Below are 18,602 nucleotides of genomic sequence, written 5' to 3' on the forward strand. Positions count from 1 at the left end.
CGCGCAGGGCAGTTTACACTGCTGGCTGATTTTTATTGTCCGGATTGCCTGCATGCAACTACTTCTTCTTGTCTGGCGTCAGTACCGCTGGCCCTTCATTGCCGTAATGGCGTTAAGCCTTGCCAGCGCCGCGCTGGGTATTGGCCTGATCGCGTTTATAAACGTGCGGCTGATCGAAATGGTTGATACCTCACTCTCGGTACTGCCAGAGTTTCTCGGCCTGCTGCTGCTGTTGATGGCGGTTACGCTTGGTTCTCAGCTGGCGCTGACCGCGCTTGGGCACCATTTCGTTTTCCGCCTGCGCAGCGAGTTCATCAAGCGGATCCTCGACACGCAGGTTGAGCGCGTGGAGCAGCTCGGTAGCGCCTCCCTGCTGGCAGGGCTGACCAGCGACGTGCGCGCCATTACCATCGCGTTTGTCCGCCTGCCGGAGCTGGTGCAGGGGATCATCCTGACCTTTGGCTCTGCCGCCTATCTCGCCTGGCTCTCCACTAAAATGCTGGCGGTGACCGCCCTGTGGATTGCCATCACCATCTGGGGCGGCTTTATGCTGGTGTCGCGCGTCTATAAGCACATGGCGGTTCTGCGCGAAACGGAAGATAAGCTCTATAACGATTATCAGACGGTGCTGGAAGGGCGCAAAGAGCTGACTCTCAACCGCGAGCGCGCCGAGCATATTTTCAATCATCTTTATATTCCGGACGCGCGCGAATACCGGCACCACATCATTCGCGCCGATACCTTCCACCTGAGCGCCGTGAACTGGTCCAACATTATGATGCTGGGCGCCATTGGCCTGGTGTTCTGGATGGCGAACAGCCTGGGCTGGGCGGATACCAACGTGGCGGCGACCTACTCGCTGACGCTGCTGTTTTTACGTACGCCGCTGCTCTCGGCCGTTGGCGCACTGCCTACGTTACTCAGCGCGCAGGTGGCGTTTAATAAGCTCAAAAAATTCGATCTCGCGCCGTTCAAAGCTGAATTCCCGCGCCCGCAGGCATTCCCGAACTGGCAGACCCTGGAGCTGCGCGACGTGATGTTCCGCTATCAGGACAACGCCTTCTCCGTGGGGCCAGTCAACCTGACGATTCACCGCGGTGAACTGCTGTTCCTCATCGGCGGCAACGGCAGCGGAAAATCCACGCTGGCGATGTTGCTCACCGGACTTTACCAGCCGCAGTCGGGCGAAATCCTGCTGGACGGTAGGGCGCTGAGTGCAGAGAAGCCCGAGGATTACCGCAAGCTTTTCTCGGCGGTGTTCACCGATGTCTGGCTGTTTGACCAGCTGCTGGGGCCGGAAGGGCAGCAGGCCAATCCTGAGCTGGTTGAAAAATGGCTGACGCAGCTGCAGATGGCGCACAAGCTGGAGCTTCAGGACGGAAAAATCCTCAACCTCAAGCTCTCCAAGGGGCAGAAGAAGCGCGTGGCCCTGCTGCTGGCGCTGGCGGAAGAGCGTGACATCATCCTGCTGGATGAGTGGGCGGCGGATCAGGATCCGCACTTCCGCCGCGAGTTTTATCAGGTGCTGCTGCCGCTGATGCAGGAGATGGGCAAGACCATTTTCGCCATCAGCCACGACGATCACTACTTCATTCATGCCGACCGTCTGCTGGAGATGCGCGACGGCAAGCTGAGCGAGCTGACCGGTGAAGAGCGCGATGCGGCATCGCGTGATGCGGTGGCGCGTACGGCCTGATGCCCTCACCCTAACCCTCTCCCACAGGGAGAGGGGATAGATCGTGGCTGTAATGACGCTTTTTTCTCCACCTCGCCCCGTTGTTTATTCTTATTTACATATCCCCGCGCTATGCTTAACCCCAACTCATTTAATGGATTTATGATTGATGTCGGTATTAAAGAAAAACAGCGCCAGGCAGCGTGACCAGGAGCGTGCGCGACTCATCTGGCTTCTCACGACCGATAAAGCGGTCACTTCTACGCTATTAGGCAAACTGACCCTGGCTGAGCAATATGATGTCGGCACACTGGCCGACGATATTGCTGAGGTAGGTGCGCTGGTTGCTCATTTACCGCCGCCGGATCTGGCGGATACCCTGGAAGCGCTTCCTTCGGAAGAGCGTCACGCCCTCTGGCGCCTGGTGCAGGATCACGAGCGCGGCCAGGTCCTGCTTGAAGCCTCGGAAAACGTCTGGGACGACCTGATCGACGAGATGAGCGACCGGGACATCCTCGACGCCCTGCAAACCCTGGATATCGACGAGCAGATTTACCTTGTACAGCACCTGCCGCGTAACCTGACCGGTCGCCTGCTGGCGTCTCTGCCCGCCGATGAACGCGCGCGCGTGCGCCAGGTGATGCACTACGAGAAAAACAGCGTTGGCGCGATTATGGAGTTTGGCGTTATCACGGTACGTCCGGACGTCACGCTGGGTACCGTGCAGCGCTACCTGCGCCGCCTGGGCAGGATGCCGGATAACACCGATAAACTGTTTGTTACCTCGCGGGACAAAACCCTGCTCGGCGAGCTGGAGCTGAAAACCATCCTGCTCAACAGCACCCAGCGGAAGGTGAGCGAGGTGATGGAAAACGAGCCGATGGTCTTCTCCCCGGAAGACGACGCGGAAAAAGCGGCGCGTACCTTTGAACGTGATGACCTTGTGAGTGCGGCGGTCGTAGACTCCGTTGGCAAGCTGATGGGGCGTCTGACCATTGATGAGATCGTTGATGTGGTCTACGAAGAAACCGACAACGACCTGCGCGCGCTCGGGGGGATCAGCGCCGAAGATGACGTCCATGCCTCCGTCGGCAAGGCGGTAAAAACCCGCTGGGCGTGGCTGGCTATTAACCTGTGTACCGCCTTTATCGCCTCCCGCGTGATTGACGGCTTTGAACACACCATTTCGCAGCTGGTGGCGCTGGCCTCGCTGATGCCGATTGTGGCCGGGATTGGCGGCAACACCGGAAACCAGACCATCACCATGATCGTCCGCGCGCTGGCGCTGGAAAATATTCAGCCCGGTAATTTTGCCTTTCTGATCTTCAGAGAGATGGGCGTGGCGCTGATCAACGGCCTGGTGTGGGGCGGCATTATGGGCGGCATCACCTGGTGGCTGTATGACGATATGGCCTTAGGCGGGGTGATGATGCTGGCGATGGTGCTGAATTTACTGGTGGCATCGATGATGGGCGTCATTATCCCGCTGACGATGACCAAACTGGGGCGCGACCCCGCGGTGGGGTCGAGCGTGATGATCACCGCCATCACCGATACCGGCGGTTTCTTTATTTTTCTTGGGCTGGCAACGGTTTTTCTGCTTTAACCCGACGCTTAATCCGGGCGGGGATCAGTGCCATGACGATAATCCCGCCCAGTACGCCAATCGCCAGGTTGCCAGTTGAAACCGTTGCGGCAACGGTCACCAGCATCACCACCGTTTCGGCAATCGGGGCATTTTTTATCGTGGCGGGCTGAAGGCTGTGCCAGCTGAAGGTTTTGACGGCGACGATCGCCATAATCCCCGCCAGCACCGCCATCGGGATTTTCGCCATGACTTCACTGAGTGCCGTCACCAGGATCAGCAGCACGATGCCCGCCGCAAGGGTTGAAATACGGCTTCGCCCTTTCCCCATCTCCACGTTAACGATGGTTTGTCCGATCATCGCGCAGCCCGCAATGCCGCCGTAAAAACCGGCCAGAATATTGCCGACGCCCAGCCCGATGCTCTCGCGGCGTTTGCTCGATGGCGTTACGGTCAGTTCATCCACCAGCTTTGCCGTCAGCAGGGATTCCAGCAGGCCGACGAAGGCAATACTCAAGGCGCACGGCCAGATGATGCTCAGCGTCTGTACGTTAAGCGGTACCAGCAGCTCGGTAAACCCCGGCAAACCGCCGCTCATGGAGCCTTCATCGCCCACGGTCGGCAGGACCTGGCCGGTTGAAACGGTGAACAAGGTTAACAGCACGATCGCAATCAGCGGGGAAGGGATGCTTTTGATATAGCGCGGCACCCACAGCACGATCAGCAGCGTCAGCACGAAAAGGCCTACAATCAGCGGGCTTCGGCTCCAGAAATGCGGCACCTGAGCGAAGAAGATCAGAATCCCCAGGGCGTTAACAAACCCCGTCATGACCGACTGGGGAATAAAGCGCATGAGTCTTGCCATGCCCAGCACGCCGAACAGAATTTGTATCACGCCAGCCATCAGCACGGCGGGAAGAATGTACTGTACGCCGTGCTGATGCACCATTGGGCCAATGACCAGCGCTACGGAACCGGCGGCTGCCGTGACCATCGCCGGACGACCTCCCAACACGGAGAGAACAAGGCACAGCACTACGGAGGCGATCAGGCTGACTTTTGGGTCAACGCCTGCGACTACGGAAAAAGAGATCACTTCCGGGATCAGGGCCAGGGCGGTAATAACGCCCGCCAGCGTTTCACGCGTCAGCTGCTTAGGGGAACGCAGTACGTTGGCTACGCGGTCTTCGGGGGATACAGCAGAATGGGGTAAGGACATAACAGTTCGCTGGTTAGGGCAGGCTTCCGTGCGCGCGATCACAAAGTGCAGCATAGTAGCCATAAATTCCCCCTATTGCCAGCTGCGCCCAGCAATCCCCTACAAACAATCCATCATTAAATTTCACAATTACAATAATTTCGTAACCTTTAAACAATATTTAAAAGTTGTTACCGTGCCCACGCAGCTTTTTTCACCTGCACTTTCCACGCATCAAGCACTTTTACACTAAGGCATAAATTATGAAAAAAATGACTGCCATGCTCTTTTCTCTGGCCGTTGGGCTCAGCGCCGTCTCGATGGCAGCGAAAGCAGACGCACCAAAAGAGCAGGAAACGGACGTCCTTTTAATTGGTGGCGGTATCATGAGCGCCACGCTGGGAACCTATCTGCAGGAACTGCAGCCGGACTGGTCCATGACCATGGTCGAGCGCCTCGATGGCGTGGCGCAGGAGAGTTCGAACGGCTGGAATAACGCCGGTACCGGGCATTCGGCACTCATGGAACTGAACTATACGCCGCAGAAAAAGGACGGTTCCATTAGTATCGAGAAGGCGGTAGAGATCAATGAAGCATTCCAGATCTCGCGTCAGTTCTGGTCTCACCAGGTCAACAGCGGCGTGATGCACGACCCGCACTCCTTCATCAACACCGTACCGCACATGAGCTTTGTGTGGGGCGAGCAGAACGTGAATTTCCTGCGCGCGCGTTACGCTGCGCTGCAGCAGAGCACCCTGTTCCGCGGGATGAAATACTCCGAAGACCATGCGCAGATCAAAGAGTGGGCCCCGCTGGTGATGGAAGGTCGCGATCCAAACCAAAAAGTGGCGGCGACCCGTACCGAAATCGGGACCGACGTGAACTACGGTGAAATTACCCGTCAGCTGGTGGCGTCCCTGAAGAAAAAAGAGAACTTCAACCTGCAGCTCAGCACCGAAGTGCGCGGCTTTAAGCGCAATGCGGACAACAGCTGGAGCGTGACGGTTGCCGATCTGAAAAACAATGAAGCCGAGCACGTCATTAAGGCCAAATTTGTCTTCATCGGTGCGGGCGGCGCGGCGCTGAAGCTGCTGCAGGAATCCGGTATTCCTGAAGCTGACGATTACGCGGGCTTCCCGGTCGGCGGCCAGTTCCTGGTATCCGAGAACCCGGAAGTGGTGAATCGTCATCTGGCAAAAGTGTACGGTCAGGCTTCCGTAGGTGCGCCACCGATGTCCGTACCGCACATTGACACCCGTATGCTGGACGGTAAACGCGTGGTGCTGTTCGGACCGTTCGCGACCTTCTCCACCAAGTTCCTGAAAAACGGCTCCCTGTGGGATCTGCTGAGCGCAACCACCACCTCTAACGTCAAGCCGATGATGGACGTGGGTCTGGATAACTTCGACCTGGTAAAATACCTGATCAGCCAGGTGATGCTCTCTGACGACGAACGCTTCGAGGCGCTGAAAGAGTACTATCCGCAGGCGAAGAAAGAAGACTGGCGTCTGTGGCAGGCGGGTCAGCGTGTCCAGATCATCAAGCGCGATCCGAAAGAGGGCGGCGTACTGCGTCTGGGTACCGAAGTGGTGAGCGATAAGGATGGCACGATTGCCGCGCTGCTGGGCGCGTCACCGGGTGCGTCTACCGCTGCGCCAATCATGCTGCACCTGATGGAAAAAGTGTTTAAAGACAAAGTTGCCAGCCCGGAATGGCAGGCGAAGCTGAAAACCATTATTCCATCGTACGGCACGAAGCTGAACGGTAACGTGGATGCGACGGAGCAGGAGCTGGAATACACCAGCCGCGTATTGCAGTTGCAGTACGTGAAGCCGCAGGCTGCGGATGCTGCGCCAAAAGCGGAGCTGAAGCCTCAGCCGGAAAACAAACCGGTTGCGGATATCGCGCTGTAAGGTAAAAGCAAAACGGTAACATTCGTTACCGTTTTTAGTGTTTTCTCCCTCTCCCGGTGGGAGAGGGGTCGGGTAAGGCGAAGCCGCCACCCGACTTATATTCAACGTACTACGGCTTGACCGACAGTCTCATCTGCCTTCCAGACGCGATATTTCACTTCCACGTTTTCAGGCGTATACACCACGATCGGCAACTTGCTGTTGTAGCGCAGCAGGCTGTTGTCGCCCAGATAGGCCGTCACAAATTTCTTCTCTTTCTTGCCGTCAGGGCAGGCCATCATGGTGGAAACCGGAGAGGTGACTTTATCAAAGACGTAATAGTCGTAACCCCAGCCTTCCAGGGTTTTGCTTTCCAGCTGACCGCCAAGACGGTGCTGATTGCAGTCTACTTCCAGCGTCTTGCCAATTAACAGTTCCACTTTGTAATTCGCTTCGTCCTGCTGAACCGGCAGCTGAATCACCTGACGCTTCATGCCTTTTTCCGCTTGCGGATAGGGGGCAACTTTTTCCAGCGGCTGCGCTTTTTGGGCGTCGCTGGCGAAAGCGCTGGTGCTGACGCACGCGGCGGCGAGAAGCGCGATGGCAAATTTAGGTGCGTTTTTCATTGTCATTCCTTTATGTCAAAACGGTCCTGCACAGACTAACATAATGCGTATGAATGATTAGTGTGATTTACTTACATTTTCATTATATGCAGCGTAATAAACCTGGTGTTATCCGCTTTGGCAGGTGTTTGTACTGGTGTGGAGTGTGGCGGGCGTTCGTGTTATTTTAGACCCTCTATTATGTTATTCATCTGTGAAAGGGAAGAGAGATGGTTCGTGCAAAACTGAAAACACCTGAAGGCCGCAAGTTCCTCCTGGCGCTGCTGGTCGTGTTTATGATTGCTGCCGCGTGCGTCGGGCGGGCCACCATTGTTGGCGTCATCGAACAGTACAACATTCCTCTCTCCGCCTGGACTACCAGCATGTATGTGCTGCAGTCGGCGATGATCTTCGTTTACAGCCTTGTCTTCACCGTTCTGCTGGCCATCCCGCTGGGCATTTTCTTCCTGGGCGGACGTGATAAGCACTAAGCATTTATCTGCTATAAGAAGCCAGCCTGCGGGCTGGCTTTTTTTATGCCTGATAATTTTTATTCTCTTTTCCAGGATATTCTGTTCCGCATAAGCTTGTTCGCCATAAAGCAGGAGAGGCTCAATGTTATCCCGGTTTGCAACGCTCAGCCGGATCCCGAAAGGCGTCTGGGTTGTGGGTGGGGTCAGTATGTTGATGGATATCTCCTCTGAGATCATTCACAGTCTGCTCCCGTTGTTTATGGTCACAACGCTGGGTGCCAGCGTGCTTTTTATTGGTTTGATTGAAGGCCTGGCTGAAGCCACCGCGCTGTTTATCAAAGTTTTTTCCGGGGCAATCAGTGACTACTTGGGCAAGCGTAAAGGGCTGGCGGTACTGGGATACGGTCTTGGCGCGGTGAGTAAGCCATTGTTCGCTATAGCCTCTTCCTCCTGCATGATTCTTGGGGCACGCTTGATTGACCGGGTAGGGAAGGGGATCCGGGGGGCGCCGCGTGATGCGCTGGTCGCTGACGTTACGCCACCGGAACTCCGTGGTGCGGCCTTTGGTCTGCGTCAGTCGATGGACACTATCGGCGCATTTCTCGGGCCGCTGCTGGCCGTCGGCTTAATGCTGCTGTGGAATGATGATTTTCGCACTATTTTTTGGGTGGCGGTGATCCCCGGCGTCCTCGCCGTTGCACTGCTTTTTTTCGGTCTGCATGAGCCGAAAACCCCTGTCGAACATAAGCGAACAAATCCCATCAAAAAAGAGAACCTCAGACGCCTCGGGAAAGGCTGCTGGTGGGTTATTGGCCTGGGTGCCATCTTCACGCTCGCGCGTTTCAGTGAAGCATTTCTCGTGCTTCGCGCACAGCAGACGGGGGTGCCGCTGGCGCTGATCCCGCTGGTGATGGTGGCCATGAATCTGCTTTATTTTCTCTCGGCATATCCGTTTGGCAAGTTGTCCGACACGATGAGCCACACCCGGCTGCTGCAGTGGGGGCTGGTGGTTCTGATTGGGGCAGACATTGTGCTGGCGCTGAGCACCCACTGGACGGGCATTGTGTTAGGCGTCGCGCTGTGGGGCGTTCATATGGGGATGACGCAGGGGCTACTGGCGGCAATGGTTGCGAAAACGGCTCCTGCGGATCTGCGCGGTACCGCCTACGGTATTTTTAGTCTGGTCAGCGGCGTGGGGTTATTAGTCGCCAGCCTGGGAGCCGGGGCAATCTGGGAAACCTTTGGAGCACCGTATACGTTTTGCGCCGGAGCGGTGATTTGTCTGGCGACTCTGATCTATCTGGGTAAAACACCGGACGAGGCGAAATAAAAAACCAGCCATAAGTGGCTGGTTTTCAATATGTTTTTGGTCGGCACGAGAGGATTTGAACCTCCGACCCCCGACACCCCATGACGGTGCGCTACCAGGCTGCGCTACGTGCCGACGCATAAAAAGATACTACTCGATTCCGTTTCGAATGCAAGGGAATCTGTCGCTAACTGGTTTATAATTAATCAGTTAGCGATAAAACGCTTCTCATCCGTCAGAACCTGCAGCAGCAGACTCAGCTGCGGCTTCTGGTCCTTCAGCCGTTCACCCTGCAGATTATAGGTCTGATAGTTCCCGTTGCTGTTCAGCACCAGCGTCAGCTTCGGCGTGGTCACCACCAGCGTGTTACGGTCTGCTGCCGTCACCCAGTTATGACGTCGTACCGCGCTGAAGAGATCCTGCCCCTGAGAATACTCGTTTGCTGGCGTGCTGACGTGCAGCAGGCGCTGCATCAGGGTCGTCATGACGTCTTTATGTTCTGTGAGCATATTGATGCGCTGCGCCGGCGTTCCCGGCCAGTGGATCACCAGCGGAACGTGCAGGTTCGGACGTGACCAGCTCATGCTCTTCGTCTCGTCGCCTAACGGTACCCCATGCCCCGCGGTCACAATCACGACGGTGTTATCAAGCTTTCCTGATTCACGTAGCGCGTCAAGCACGCGGCCAATCTGTGCGTCAACATCGCCGGCCGCACGGCCGTAGCGGCGCGCAAAGCCTGCCTGGTTGCTGTCGTTAAGCGTTGTGCCGTTAAAGGCCACCCACGAGAACCAGCGGTTATCTTCCTGCGCGTAGCGCTGCAGCCAGTTTATCCACTGGTTTGCGGTCTGGGCATCAGACTGGCTCTGCGCGGCAGGCAGGGAGAAATCAGAGAGCAGCGCCTGGCGGTACAGTGAACTGTTGAAGCCGTCCGATGAGAACAGTCCTAACTGATAACCCTGCTGATTAAGCCCGGTGATTAGCGCCGCAGGAATGCGCGCAGACAGCACGCCGTCCATATATCCGGCAGAAATGCCATAGAACAGGCCAAAGATACCCGCATCGGTTGAGTTACCGGAACTCATATGCTGGGTAAACGACACGTTTTGACTCGCGAAATCGGCCAGCGCAGGCATCTGCTTCTCGTAACGGGAATAGTTCAGGCCATCAACGGTGATCAGCAGGACGTTTTGCCCGCGACCCATATCGCGATAGCGCAGATCGCTCAGCGGATACTGCACGCTAACCGCTTCCGGATTACCTTGTTCGACCAGACGGCGCTGATACTCCTGGGCATCGAGCAGGCCATGCTTCTCAAGGAAACGACGGGCCGTCATTGGATAAGAGAGCGGCAGGTTAGCGCGCTGCATGGTAATAGGGCGATAGAAATTCGCATCCGCCCAGATATACATGATGTGCGAACTGATAAATGAGACGAAAAAGAGCGCGGCCACAGGCTTCGCGTAATGGCGGCGTCGGGTCAGGCTGCGGAGCTTTTGCCAGCTCCAGGTGGCAAACAGCATCTCAATCAACAGGATCACCGGGACGCTGATGAACATCAGCTGCCAGTCGCGGGCCGTTTCGTTCTGGTCCGGGTTTATCACCAGTTCCCAGACGATAGGGTTGAGATGCAGGTGGAAACGGGTGAACACTTCACTGTCAATCAGCAGCAGCGTCATCCCCACTGTCGCAAGGATGGCGGACAAGAACCGCATCAGGCGCTGCGACATGACGATAAACGTCAGAGGAAACAGGATCAGCAGATAGGTGGCGAATACCAAAAAGCTAAAGTGGCCGACAACGCTTATCCAGGAGTAGACACGCCCGGTTAGCGTTGTAGGCCAGTCTGCGACAAACAGATAACGACAGCCAATTACCGTCGCTAGCAGAATGTTGAACAGGGCAAACCAGTGTCCCCAGCTGACCATCTGGGAGACTTTTTCACGGTAGCGCTGACGATTCGTCACCATAAACTGTTGTTCGTTTCCCTTAATGGGCCTGGTCGTTGCTGACGGATGACTGTAATGCCTGGGCGAAAGAGTTGGCGATCGCCTGACGCTGAGCCGGAGCAACGCTGGTGTTGATAAGGTTGGTGACCATATTTCCCAAAACCATCAGGGAGAGATCGGTCGGCGTTTTATGTTTTTCCAGTACGTTGACCAGCTCACTGAGCAGTTGTTCAACGTGTTCATCACTGTAGCGGGAATGTTGTGGCATAAATCAAAATCAGTTTGTTGATGAAAGGGCAACATATTACCGTAGCAACAGCTTTTTTTCCCCTTTTTTATCTGTTGTTGCACACATGTCCTGGTGGTGGTTGAATACCGCCCGGTCTAAAAGGAGAGTTTATCATGAGTCTGGAAATCAACCAGATTGCCTTGCACCAGCTTATCAAGCGTGATGAGCAAACCCTTGAAGTGGTGCTACGCGATTCGTTACTGGAACCCACGGCAACCGTTGTGGAAATGATGGCAGAGCTGCATCGCGTTTACAGCGCCAAAAATAAAGCCTATGGTCTGTTCAGCGAAGAGAGTGAGCTGGCCGATAGCCTGCGTCTGCAGCGTCAGGGCGAAGAGGATTTCCTGGCGTTTAGCCGCGCCGCAACCGGGCGTCTGCGCGACGAGCTGGCGAAATATCCGTTTGCCGACGGCGGCATCGTCCTGTTCTGCCACTATCGTTATCTGGCGGTCGAATACCTGCTGGTCAGCGTGCTGAATAACTTAAGCAGCATGCGCGTGAACGAGCAACTGGACATCAGCTCAACGCACTATCTGGATATCAACCATGCGGATATTGTGGCGCGTATTGATTTGACCGAGTGGGAAACCAACCCGGAGTCGACCCGCTACCTGACCTTCCTGAAGGGGCGCGTGGGACGTAAAGTGGCGGATTTCTTTATGGACTTCCTCGGTGCCAGTGAAGGCCTGAACGCCAAAGCGCAGAACAAAGGGCTGCTGCAGGCTGTTGATGACTTCACTGCTGAAGCGCAGCTCGATAAATCTGAACGCCAGACCGTACGTCAGCAGGTTTACAGCTACTGCAACGAGCAGTTGCAGGCGGGGGAAGAGATTGAGCTGGAGTCCCTGTCAAAAGAGCTGGCTGGCGTCAGCGAAGTGAGCTTCCAGGAATTCACCGCTGAGAAAGGCTATGAGCTTGAGGAGAGCTTCCCGGCGGATCGCAGCACGCTGCGCCAGTTAACCAAATTTGCCGGCAGCGGCGGTGGGTTAACCCTCAACTTTGACGCCATGCTGTTAGGTGAACGCATTTTCTGGGATCCGGCCACCGACACCCTGACCATCAAAGGCACGCCGCCGAACCTGCGCGATCAGCTTCAGCGCCGCACCTCTGGCGGTAAATAACAGGCATAAAAAAACCCCGCAGCTGCGGGGTTTTTTTTCGACTGGTTTGCGATTACGCGCGAACGAAGTCGATGTGAGTCAGTTTTGGCTTGAACGCGTGACGCTGAACAGCCTGAACTTTCACTTTTTCTTCTTTACCGCCAACAACGATGGTCAGAACTTCGCTGTAGAACTCAGCTTTGTTCTGCATGTTCCATACTTTGTCGTGATCCAGTTCGATAGCAACTGGAGCAGCTTCGCCACCGTAAACGATAGCCGGGAACTTGTTAGCGGTACGCAGGCGGCGGCTCGCACCCTTACCCTGCACGTTACGTACTTCTGCTTCGATAGTGAACATTGATTTCTCTCTGTATTTAAAACCCTACTACAGGCGACCCAGCAGCAGGTGAGTGTTCTGCTCCACGGATGTGAAGCGGGCGGCATTTTATACTCAAATGCCGCTCACATCAATGAAAAGTCCGCTAACCGCGCAATTCATTTGCCCGACGATAGCGGCCTTCATAGTCAAAGATCTTCTCGCGAACCTGCCAGAACTGGCCTTTCTTGCGGGCGACTACGAAGTCGGGGTGGCGCAGCAGCACCTGCTGATGAACGATATCCGCTACGGTTATCCAGCGCAGCGGCACGCCAGGCGTACGGGTATGCGGGCGGATAAACAGCTGCTCAAATGCCGTGCGCTGGGCAGGCGTCTGAACCCTGAACCGTTCGCTGACGTCAGCGCCATCCTCGTCGTAATAGGTGATTTTCAGCCATTCGCCTTTTTCATCCGCGCCGGGCTGCAGCGCCATGCCGGAGCAGCGCAGCACCAGCGCATCTTTCAGCTTCAGCGCCGCTTTCAGCATGTCGTCCGGGTCGACCAGCACCGTGTCGCACTCGCGGCAGCGGCGGGCGGCGATGTCATTTTCGGCGTTGCACTGCGGGCAGTTTTTGAAGCGGAAGCGGAAATCGCACTGCTCGCGATGTCCCTCATCATCTTCAAACCAGCCCTGACAGCGGCGGCCAAAGTGTTCAATCAGCGTGCCGTCGGCGGTGGTTTTTCCCCAGAATGTATTGGCAAAGCCGCAGGCCGGGCAAAACACCTGCACCGGCACGTTGTCGCTTTTGCCTTTCGGCGTGCCCACTTCGGGGGAGTAGAGATCGTGCGGGTTACCCGCGTAATCGAGGATCAGACAGTCGGTTTTGCCCGGCGCCAGGCGCAGGCCACGGCCGACAATCTGCTGATACAGGCTGACGGATTCGGTTGGGCGCAGAATGGCGATTAGATCGACGTGCGGTGCATCGAAACCGGTAGTCAAGACAGAGACGTTGACCAGATAGCGGAACTGCTGCGCTTTGAAGGCTTCAATCAGCCTGTCGCGCTCCGGACCGGGCGTTTCGCCGGTGATCAGCGCCGCGTCGTTTGCAGGCAGCAATCCGGTAATTTCGCGCGCGTGCTCAACGGTGGCGGCGAAAATCATTACCCCTTTGCGCGTCTGCGCAAATTCTTCGATCTGGCTAATGATATGCGGAGTTATGCGCTTCTGCTTTTTCAGCTCCTGATTGAGGTCAGCTTCGCTGAACAAGCCGTTGCTCTGCGCCTGTAACCGGCTGAAATCATACTGCACCACCGGCATATCCAGCCGCTCGGGCGGTGTCAGGTAGCCGTGCTTAATCATGTAGCGTAGCGGAAGTTCATAGATACAGTCGCTGAACAGCGCTTTCTCGTCGCCGCGCACCATGCCGTGATAATGAAAGCGATAGATCCAGCCTTTGCCCAGGCGAAACGGGGTTGCCGTCAGGCCGAGCAGGCGTAAGTGAGGGTTCACCTCTTTCAGGTGAGTGAGGATTTGCTGATACTGGCTGTCGTCGTCATCGCTGATTCGGTGACATTCGTCGACAATCAGCAGCGAAAACTCGCTGCGGAACAGATCCAGGTTGCGGGCCACGGACTGTACGCTGCCAAAAACCACTTTGCCGTGGCTCTCTTTGCGCTTTAGACCGGCTGCGAAAATATCGGCTTCCAGCCCCAGCGCACAATACTTAGCATGGTTTTGCGCAACCAGCTCTTTGACGTGCGCCAGCACCAGCACGCGACCGCGCGCCAGGCGGGCCAGCTCGGCAATGACCAGGCTCTTGCCTGCACCTGTCGGGAGGACAATGGCCGCCGGTTCCCGGTGTTTACGGAACCAGGTGAGGGTCGCGTCAACGGCTTCCTGCTGATAGGGACGAAGTGTAAAAGTCATGGGGTCTCGGTTTCGTTAATCCGCATATAGTATGCCACGAAACTTTTTCCCTTGAGTGGCGCAACCAGACCATTATACTGAACCGTTCCAGACTGCTTCTTTTTCGGACGCACGGTCCGACTTCCAGCACCATTAAGGCTAAAAAGATTTCATGCGACTTGATAAGTTTATCGCTCAGCAACTCGGCGTAAGCCGCGCTATTGCCGGGCGCGAGATACGCGCCAGCCGTGTTACCGTGGATGGCGACATTGTGAGAGACAGCGCGTTCAAACTGCAACCTGACCATCAGGTGGAGTACGACGGCAATCCGCTGACCCAGCAGCACGGTCCGCGCTATTTCATGCTCAACAAGCCGGAAGGCTACGTCTGCTCAACGGACGATCCGGATCATCCGACGGTGCTCTATTTCCTCGACGAACCGGTGGCGCACAAGCTGCACGCTGCGGGTCGCCTCGATATCGACACCACCGGTCTGGTGCTGATGACCGACGACGGGCAGTGGTCGCATCGCATTACTTCCCCGCGTCACCACTGTGAGAAAACCTATCTGGTCACGCTGGAGTCGCCGGTTGCTGATGACACGGCAGAGCAATTCGCGAAAGGCGTGCAGCTGCATAATGAAAAAGATCTAACTAAACCGGCGGTGCTTGAAGTCATCACCCCGACGGAGGTCCGTCTGACCATCAGCGAAGGGCGTTACCATCAGGTTAAACGTATGTTTGCCGCGGTGGGGAACCACGTTGTTGGCCTGCATCGCGAACGGATTGGTGCGATCGCGCTCGATCCCGACCTTGCGCCAGGCGAATACCGTCCGTTAACGGAAGAAGAGATTGCCAGCGTCGGTCTGCCTTCGCATTAATTTCAGGAGAACTCTGTGACCACCAGGCCACACTCGTCGTTCAAAATTGTCTTCATTCTTGGCCTGCTGGCGATGCTGATGCCGCTGTCTATCGACATGTATCTGCCTGCGCTGCCGGTGATTTCCGCGCAGTTTGGCGTACCGGCAGGCAGCGCTCAGATGACGCTCAGCACCTATATTCTCGGTTTCGCTCTCGGACAGCTTTTATACGGCCCAATGGCCGACAGCCTTGGGCGCAAACCGGTGATTCTGGGCGGGACGCTGGTCTTTGCGGCCGCTGCGGTCGCCTGTGCGCTGGCGCAGAGTATCGATCAGCTGATCGCCATGCGCTTCCTGCACGGGCTGGCCGCTGCCGCTGCGAGCGTGGTGATCAACGCCCTGATGCGCGATATCTACCCGAAGGAAGAGTTCTCCCGCATGATGTCGTTTGTCATGCTGGTGACGACGATTGCGCCGCTGGTGGCCCCGATGGCCGGTGGTGCGGTGCTGGTGTGGTTTAGCTGGCATGCGATTTTCTGGATCCTGGCCCTGGCCGCACTGCTGGCTTCGGCGATGATTTTCTTCTTTATTGATGAAACGCTGCCCGTCGAGCGCCGCCAGAAATTTCATATTCGAACCACGATAGGTAACTTTGCCTCGCTGTTTCGCCACAAGCGGGTGCTGAGCTACATGCTGGCGAGCGGGTTCAGCTTTGCCGGAATGTTCTCCTTCCTGAGCGCCGGGCCGTTTGTCTATATCGAACTGAACCACGTTTCGCCACAGCACTTTGGCTATTATTTTGCGCTCAATATCGTCTTCCTGTTTGTCCTGACCATCATTAACAGCCGCTTTGTCCGGCGGGTGGGCGCGCTGAACATGTTCCGCGCCGGGCTGTGGATCCAGTTTGTGATGGCGGTCTGGCTGGTGGTAAGCGCGTTCCTGGGCGTGGGGTTCTGGGCGCTGGTGATCGGCGTTGCGGCGTTTGTCGGCTGCGTGTCGATGATCTCGTCCAATGCGATGGCGGTGATCCTCGATGAGTTCCCGCACATGGCGGGGACCGCATCGTCACTGGCGGGGACGTTCCGCTTCGGCATCGGCGCTATCGTTGGCGCGTTGCTTTCAATGGCCACCTTTACGACGGCATGGCCGATGCTGTGGGCGATGGCATTTTGCGCAACCAGCTCCGTCCTCTTCTGTCTTTACGCCAGTCGGCCGCGAAAAGCGGCTCGCTAACCACAGAGAAGGCCCGGAAGGGCCTTTTTTGTTGATACACATCAACCAAACCCGCGTTCGTTTATCCCGTGTTTGTTTATTTTATGTAAAATCTATTTATGTAAAAAGTCACATCATTGTATTCAAAAAGGTTGAGTTAGATCGCAGAAACGGGTACATATAGCGCCGACGCGAGCCTCGAAACCGATAAAAAAGCGCTGAATAGTGCAGGTTGGCGATGATGTGTTACTATAAATGTAAATAAATTGTGAAGTAAATTTTGCTTCCGGGGAACGAACGTGAATACATTACAACTCTCCATAGTCCATCGCTTGCCCCAGAGCTACCGCTGGTCGGCGGGTTTTGCAGGTTCGAAAGTTGAACCGATTCCGCAAAGCGTCGCGGGCTGTGAGAATTGCCTGGTTGCGCTCAAGCTGCTGAGCCCGAACGATGAAAATGCGTGGCGGGTGATGGAGCGTCTCAGCCAGGCTTTGACGGATATCGAAGTGGACAGCTCCGTACTGGAGTGCGAAGGGGAGCCGTGCCTGTTTGTGAAAAGCCAGGACGAATTCGCCGCGACCTGCCGTCTGAAAAACTTTGGCGTTGCAATTGCTGAGCCTTTCTCCGGCCAGTATCCGTTTTAAGCGCTAGTCTGCCGCGAGCAGCTGGCGCGTGTAGCTCTGCGTTGGCGCAGTAAATACGCGCTGGCAATCCCCCTGTTCGACCACCTCACCCTGTCGTAGCACAATCACCTGATGGCACAGCGCCCGAACCACCTGCAGATCGTGGCTGATAAAAATATAGGCCAGCCGGTGCTTTTCCTGTAGCCCTTTCAACAACGCAAGAATCTGCGCCTGAACGGTTCTGTCCAGCGACGAGGTCGGTTCATCCAGAATAATCAGCTCCGGTTTCAGGATCAGCGCGCGGGCAATGGCGATGCGCTGGCGCTGTCCGCCGGAAAATTCCGCAGGGTAGCGGTGGCGGGTCTCGGGATCTAAGCCCACTTCAGCCATGACCCGCATCACCTCCTGTTCCCGCTGTTGCGCGCTCAGCTGAGGCTGATGAACGCGCAGGCCCTCTTCGATAATCTGCAATACGCTGAGGCGTGGGTTAAGCGAGGAGTTGGGATCCTGAAACACCACCTGCATGCGGGGCCGCACGGGCAGCATCTGGCGGCGGTTCCAGCGGTGCAGCGGCATATCGTCAAACAGGATCTCGCCCTCTGAGGCAATTAAGCGCAGCAGTGCCAGACCGGTAGTGCTTTTACCCGAACCGGATTCGCCTACCAGCCCCAGGGATTCACCCGGACGCAGCGAGAAGCGGATATTTTTCAGGACCGGATTCTGGTCGACGATGCGCCGCAGAATGCCTTTGCGGATCGGGAACGAGACGGATAAATCATCAACGCGCAGCAGCGGTGTGCTGTCTGCCGCGAGTGGCACCGGGTCGCCGGAAGGCTCGCTGTCGAGCAGGCGCTGCGTATAGGGGTGCTGCGGGGCGTTCAGCAGCGTGGATGCGATATTCTGTTCAACGCAGCGTCCGTTTTGCATTACCGCAACGCTGTCGGCCAGCTTTTTCACGATGCTCAGGTTGTGCGTGATAAACAGCAGGCTCATGTTCAGCTCGTCACGCAGCTCCCGCAGCAGCGTCAGAATTTGCGCCTGCACCGTTACGTCCAGCGCCGTCGTCGGCTCGTCGGCAATCAGCAGCTCTGGCCGGGTGAGCAGGGCCATGGCGATCATCACCCGCTGGCGTTCGCCGCCGGAGAGCTGGTGCGGAAAATCATTCAGCCGTTTGGCCGCGTTGCGTATGCCTGTCCGTTCCAGACAATCCAGAATTTCGCCCCGTGCGGCCTCTTTGCGCATGCCCCGGTGCAGAGAGAGCACTTCATAGAGCTGTTTTTCCAGGGTATGCAGCGGGTTGAGAGAGACCATCGGCTCCTGGAAGATCATGGCGATTTTATTGCCGCGGATCCCGCGCAGGGTTTGCTCATCCGCGTGCAGCAGCGAAGTGCCGTGAAACAGAATATCCCCTTGCGGGTAGCTCACCGGCGGAGAAGGCAGCAGACGCAGGATGGAGAGCGCCGAAACGCTCTTGCCTGAGCCGGATTCACCCACCAGCGCCAGCGTTTCACCGCGCTGGATCTGCAGCGACAGGTCAGTGACTACGGTCCGCGTCTCGCCCTGCTTTGAGAAGGCAATCGACAGGTTATCAATACTGAGAAGAGGCTGCGTCAT

The 18,602-nt window shown here is 56.4% G+C and carries 16 protein-coding genes and 1 tRNA gene; 9 read left to right on the forward strand and 8 right to left on the reverse strand.

Annotation, left to right across the window (positions count from 1 at the left end; all coding sequences use genetic code 11):
- Nucleotides 1–52: 52 nt before the first annotated feature.
- Complete coding sequence (locus tag URZ40_RS15335) at nucleotides 53–1,696, forward strand: multidrug ABC transporter permease/ATP-binding protein (RefSeq protein ID WP_320720771.1); 1,644 nt, start codon at nucleotides 53–55, stop codon at nucleotides 1,694–1,696.
- 148 nt (nucleotides 1,697–1,844) lie between these two features.
- Nucleotides 1,845–3,281, forward strand: a complete 1,437-nt coding sequence (mgtE, locus tag URZ40_RS15340) for a magnesium transporter (protein ID WP_116338632.1) — start codon at nucleotides 1,845–1,847, stop codon at nucleotides 3,279–3,281.
- On the opposite strand, the gene URZ40_RS15345 is transcribed toward mgtE, so the two are convergent.
- A complete protein-coding gene (locus tag URZ40_RS15345) occupies nucleotides 3,244–4,533 on the reverse strand; it encodes a SulP family inorganic anion transporter (protein WP_192983204.1) in 1,290 nt (429 codons plus the stop codon). The two genes, mgtE and URZ40_RS15345, sit on opposite strands and share 38 nt — an antisense overlap.
- Nucleotides 4,534–4,721: 188 nt before the next feature.
- On the opposite strand from URZ40_RS15345, the gene mqo reads away from it, so the two are divergent.
- Nucleotides 4,722–6,371, forward strand: coding sequence for a malate dehydrogenase (quinone) (gene mqo, locus URZ40_RS15350; protein ID WP_116338636.1), 1,650 nt, complete (start codon nucleotides 4,722–4,724; stop codon nucleotides 6,369–6,371).
- Between the two features lie 101 nt (nucleotides 6,372–6,472).
- Here the strand turns inward: mqo and eco are convergent, their stop codons facing one another.
- Complete coding sequence (eco, locus tag URZ40_RS15355) at nucleotides 6,473–6,976, reverse strand: serine protease inhibitor ecotin (protein WP_116338638.1); 504 nt, start codon at nucleotides 6,974–6,976, stop codon at nucleotides 6,473–6,475.
- A 209-nt stretch (nucleotides 6,977–7,185) separates the two neighbouring features.
- Here eco and URZ40_RS15360 point away from each other — a divergent pair, with 209 nt between their 5' ends.
- Complete coding sequence (locus URZ40_RS15360; protein ID WP_010433451.1) at nucleotides 7,186–7,446, forward strand: DUF2534 family protein; 261 nt, start codon at nucleotides 7,186–7,188, stop codon at nucleotides 7,444–7,446.
- Nucleotides 7,447–7,570: 124 nt separating this feature from the next.
- Nucleotides 7,571–8,758 (forward strand): MFS transporter, encoded by a 1,188-nt coding sequence (locus URZ40_RS15365; protein ID WP_320720772.1) that lies wholly within the window; start codon nucleotides 7,571–7,573, stop codon nucleotides 8,756–8,758.
- Nucleotides 8,759–8,795: 37 nt separating this feature from the next.
- Here URZ40_RS15365 and URZ40_RS15370 read toward each other — a convergent pair.
- The 3 genes from URZ40_RS15370 to URZ40_RS15380 all read right to left on the reverse strand — a co-directional run bounded on the left by URZ40_RS15370 (nucleotide 8,796) and on the right by URZ40_RS15380 (nucleotide 10,951).
- Nucleotides 8,796–8,872: transfer RNA gene (locus URZ40_RS15370), tRNA-Pro, on the reverse strand.
- Nucleotides 8,873–8,943: 71 nt separating this feature from the next.
- Nucleotides 8,944–10,704, reverse strand: a complete 1,761-nt coding sequence (gene yejM / locus URZ40_RS15375) for an LPS biosynthesis-modulating metalloenzyme YejM (RefSeq protein ID WP_316379360.1) — start codon at nucleotides 10,702–10,704, stop codon at nucleotides 8,944–8,946.
- A gap of 19 nt (nucleotides 10,705–10,723) precedes the next feature.
- Nucleotides 10,724–10,951, reverse strand: a complete 228-nt coding sequence (locus tag URZ40_RS15380) for a YejL family protein (RefSeq protein ID WP_163330254.1) — start codon at nucleotides 10,949–10,951, stop codon at nucleotides 10,724–10,726.
- A 134-nt stretch (nucleotides 10,952–11,085) separates the two neighbouring features.
- On the opposite strand from URZ40_RS15380, the gene yejK reads away from it, so the two are divergent.
- Nucleotides 11,086–12,093, forward strand: coding sequence for a nucleoid-associated protein YejK (gene yejK / locus URZ40_RS15385; protein ID WP_116338645.1), 1,008 nt, complete (start codon nucleotides 11,086–11,088; stop codon nucleotides 12,091–12,093).
- Nucleotides 12,094–12,145: 52 nt separating this feature from the next.
- Here the strand turns inward: yejK and rplY are convergent, their stop codons facing one another.
- Nucleotides 12,146–12,430 (reverse strand): 50S ribosomal protein L25, encoded by a 285-nt coding sequence (rplY, locus tag URZ40_RS15390; protein ID WP_061097582.1) that lies wholly within the window; start codon nucleotides 12,428–12,430, stop codon nucleotides 12,146–12,148.
- Nucleotides 12,431–12,554: 124 nt separating this feature from the next.
- Nucleotides 12,555–14,315: a DEAD/DEAH box helicase gene (locus URZ40_RS15395; protein WP_320720773.1), complete on the reverse strand. Its 1,761-nt coding sequence runs from the start codon at nucleotides 14,313–14,315 to the stop codon at nucleotides 12,555–12,557.
- Between the two features lie 151 nt (nucleotides 14,316–14,466).
- Here URZ40_RS15395 and rsuA point away from each other — a divergent pair, with 151 nt between their 5' ends.
- The 3 genes from rsuA (at nucleotide 14,467) to URZ40_RS15410 (ending at nucleotide 17,009) form a co-directional block, all read left to right on the forward strand.
- Complete coding sequence (gene rsuA / locus URZ40_RS15400; RefSeq protein ID WP_233002572.1) at nucleotides 14,467–15,174, forward strand: 16S rRNA pseudouridine(516) synthase RsuA; 708 nt, start codon at nucleotides 14,467–14,469, stop codon at nucleotides 15,172–15,174.
- 15 nt (nucleotides 15,175–15,189) lie between these two features.
- A complete protein-coding gene (locus tag URZ40_RS15405; protein WP_166711837.1) occupies nucleotides 15,190–16,386 on the forward strand; it encodes a Bcr/CflA family multidrug efflux MFS transporter in 1,197 nt (398 codons plus the stop codon).
- Between the two features lie 278 nt (nucleotides 16,387–16,664).
- Nucleotides 16,665–17,009, forward strand: a complete 345-nt coding sequence (locus URZ40_RS15410; protein ID WP_320720774.1) for a YejG family protein — start codon at nucleotides 16,665–16,667, stop codon at nucleotides 17,007–17,009.
- A gap of 3 nt (nucleotides 17,010–17,012) precedes the next feature.
- Here the strand turns inward: URZ40_RS15410 and yejF are convergent, their stop codons facing one another.
- Entirely contained in the window at nucleotides 17,013–18,602 is a 1,590-nt protein-coding gene (gene yejF, locus URZ40_RS15415) for a microcin C ABC transporter ATP-binding protein YejF (protein ID WP_320720775.1), read from the reverse strand.

The organism is Enterobacter sp. 296B2 (assembly GCF_034106185.1).
In the GTDB taxonomy this organism is placed as follows: Bacteria; Pseudomonadota; Gammaproteobacteria; order Enterobacterales; family Enterobacteriaceae; genus Enterobacter; species Enterobacter cloacae_N.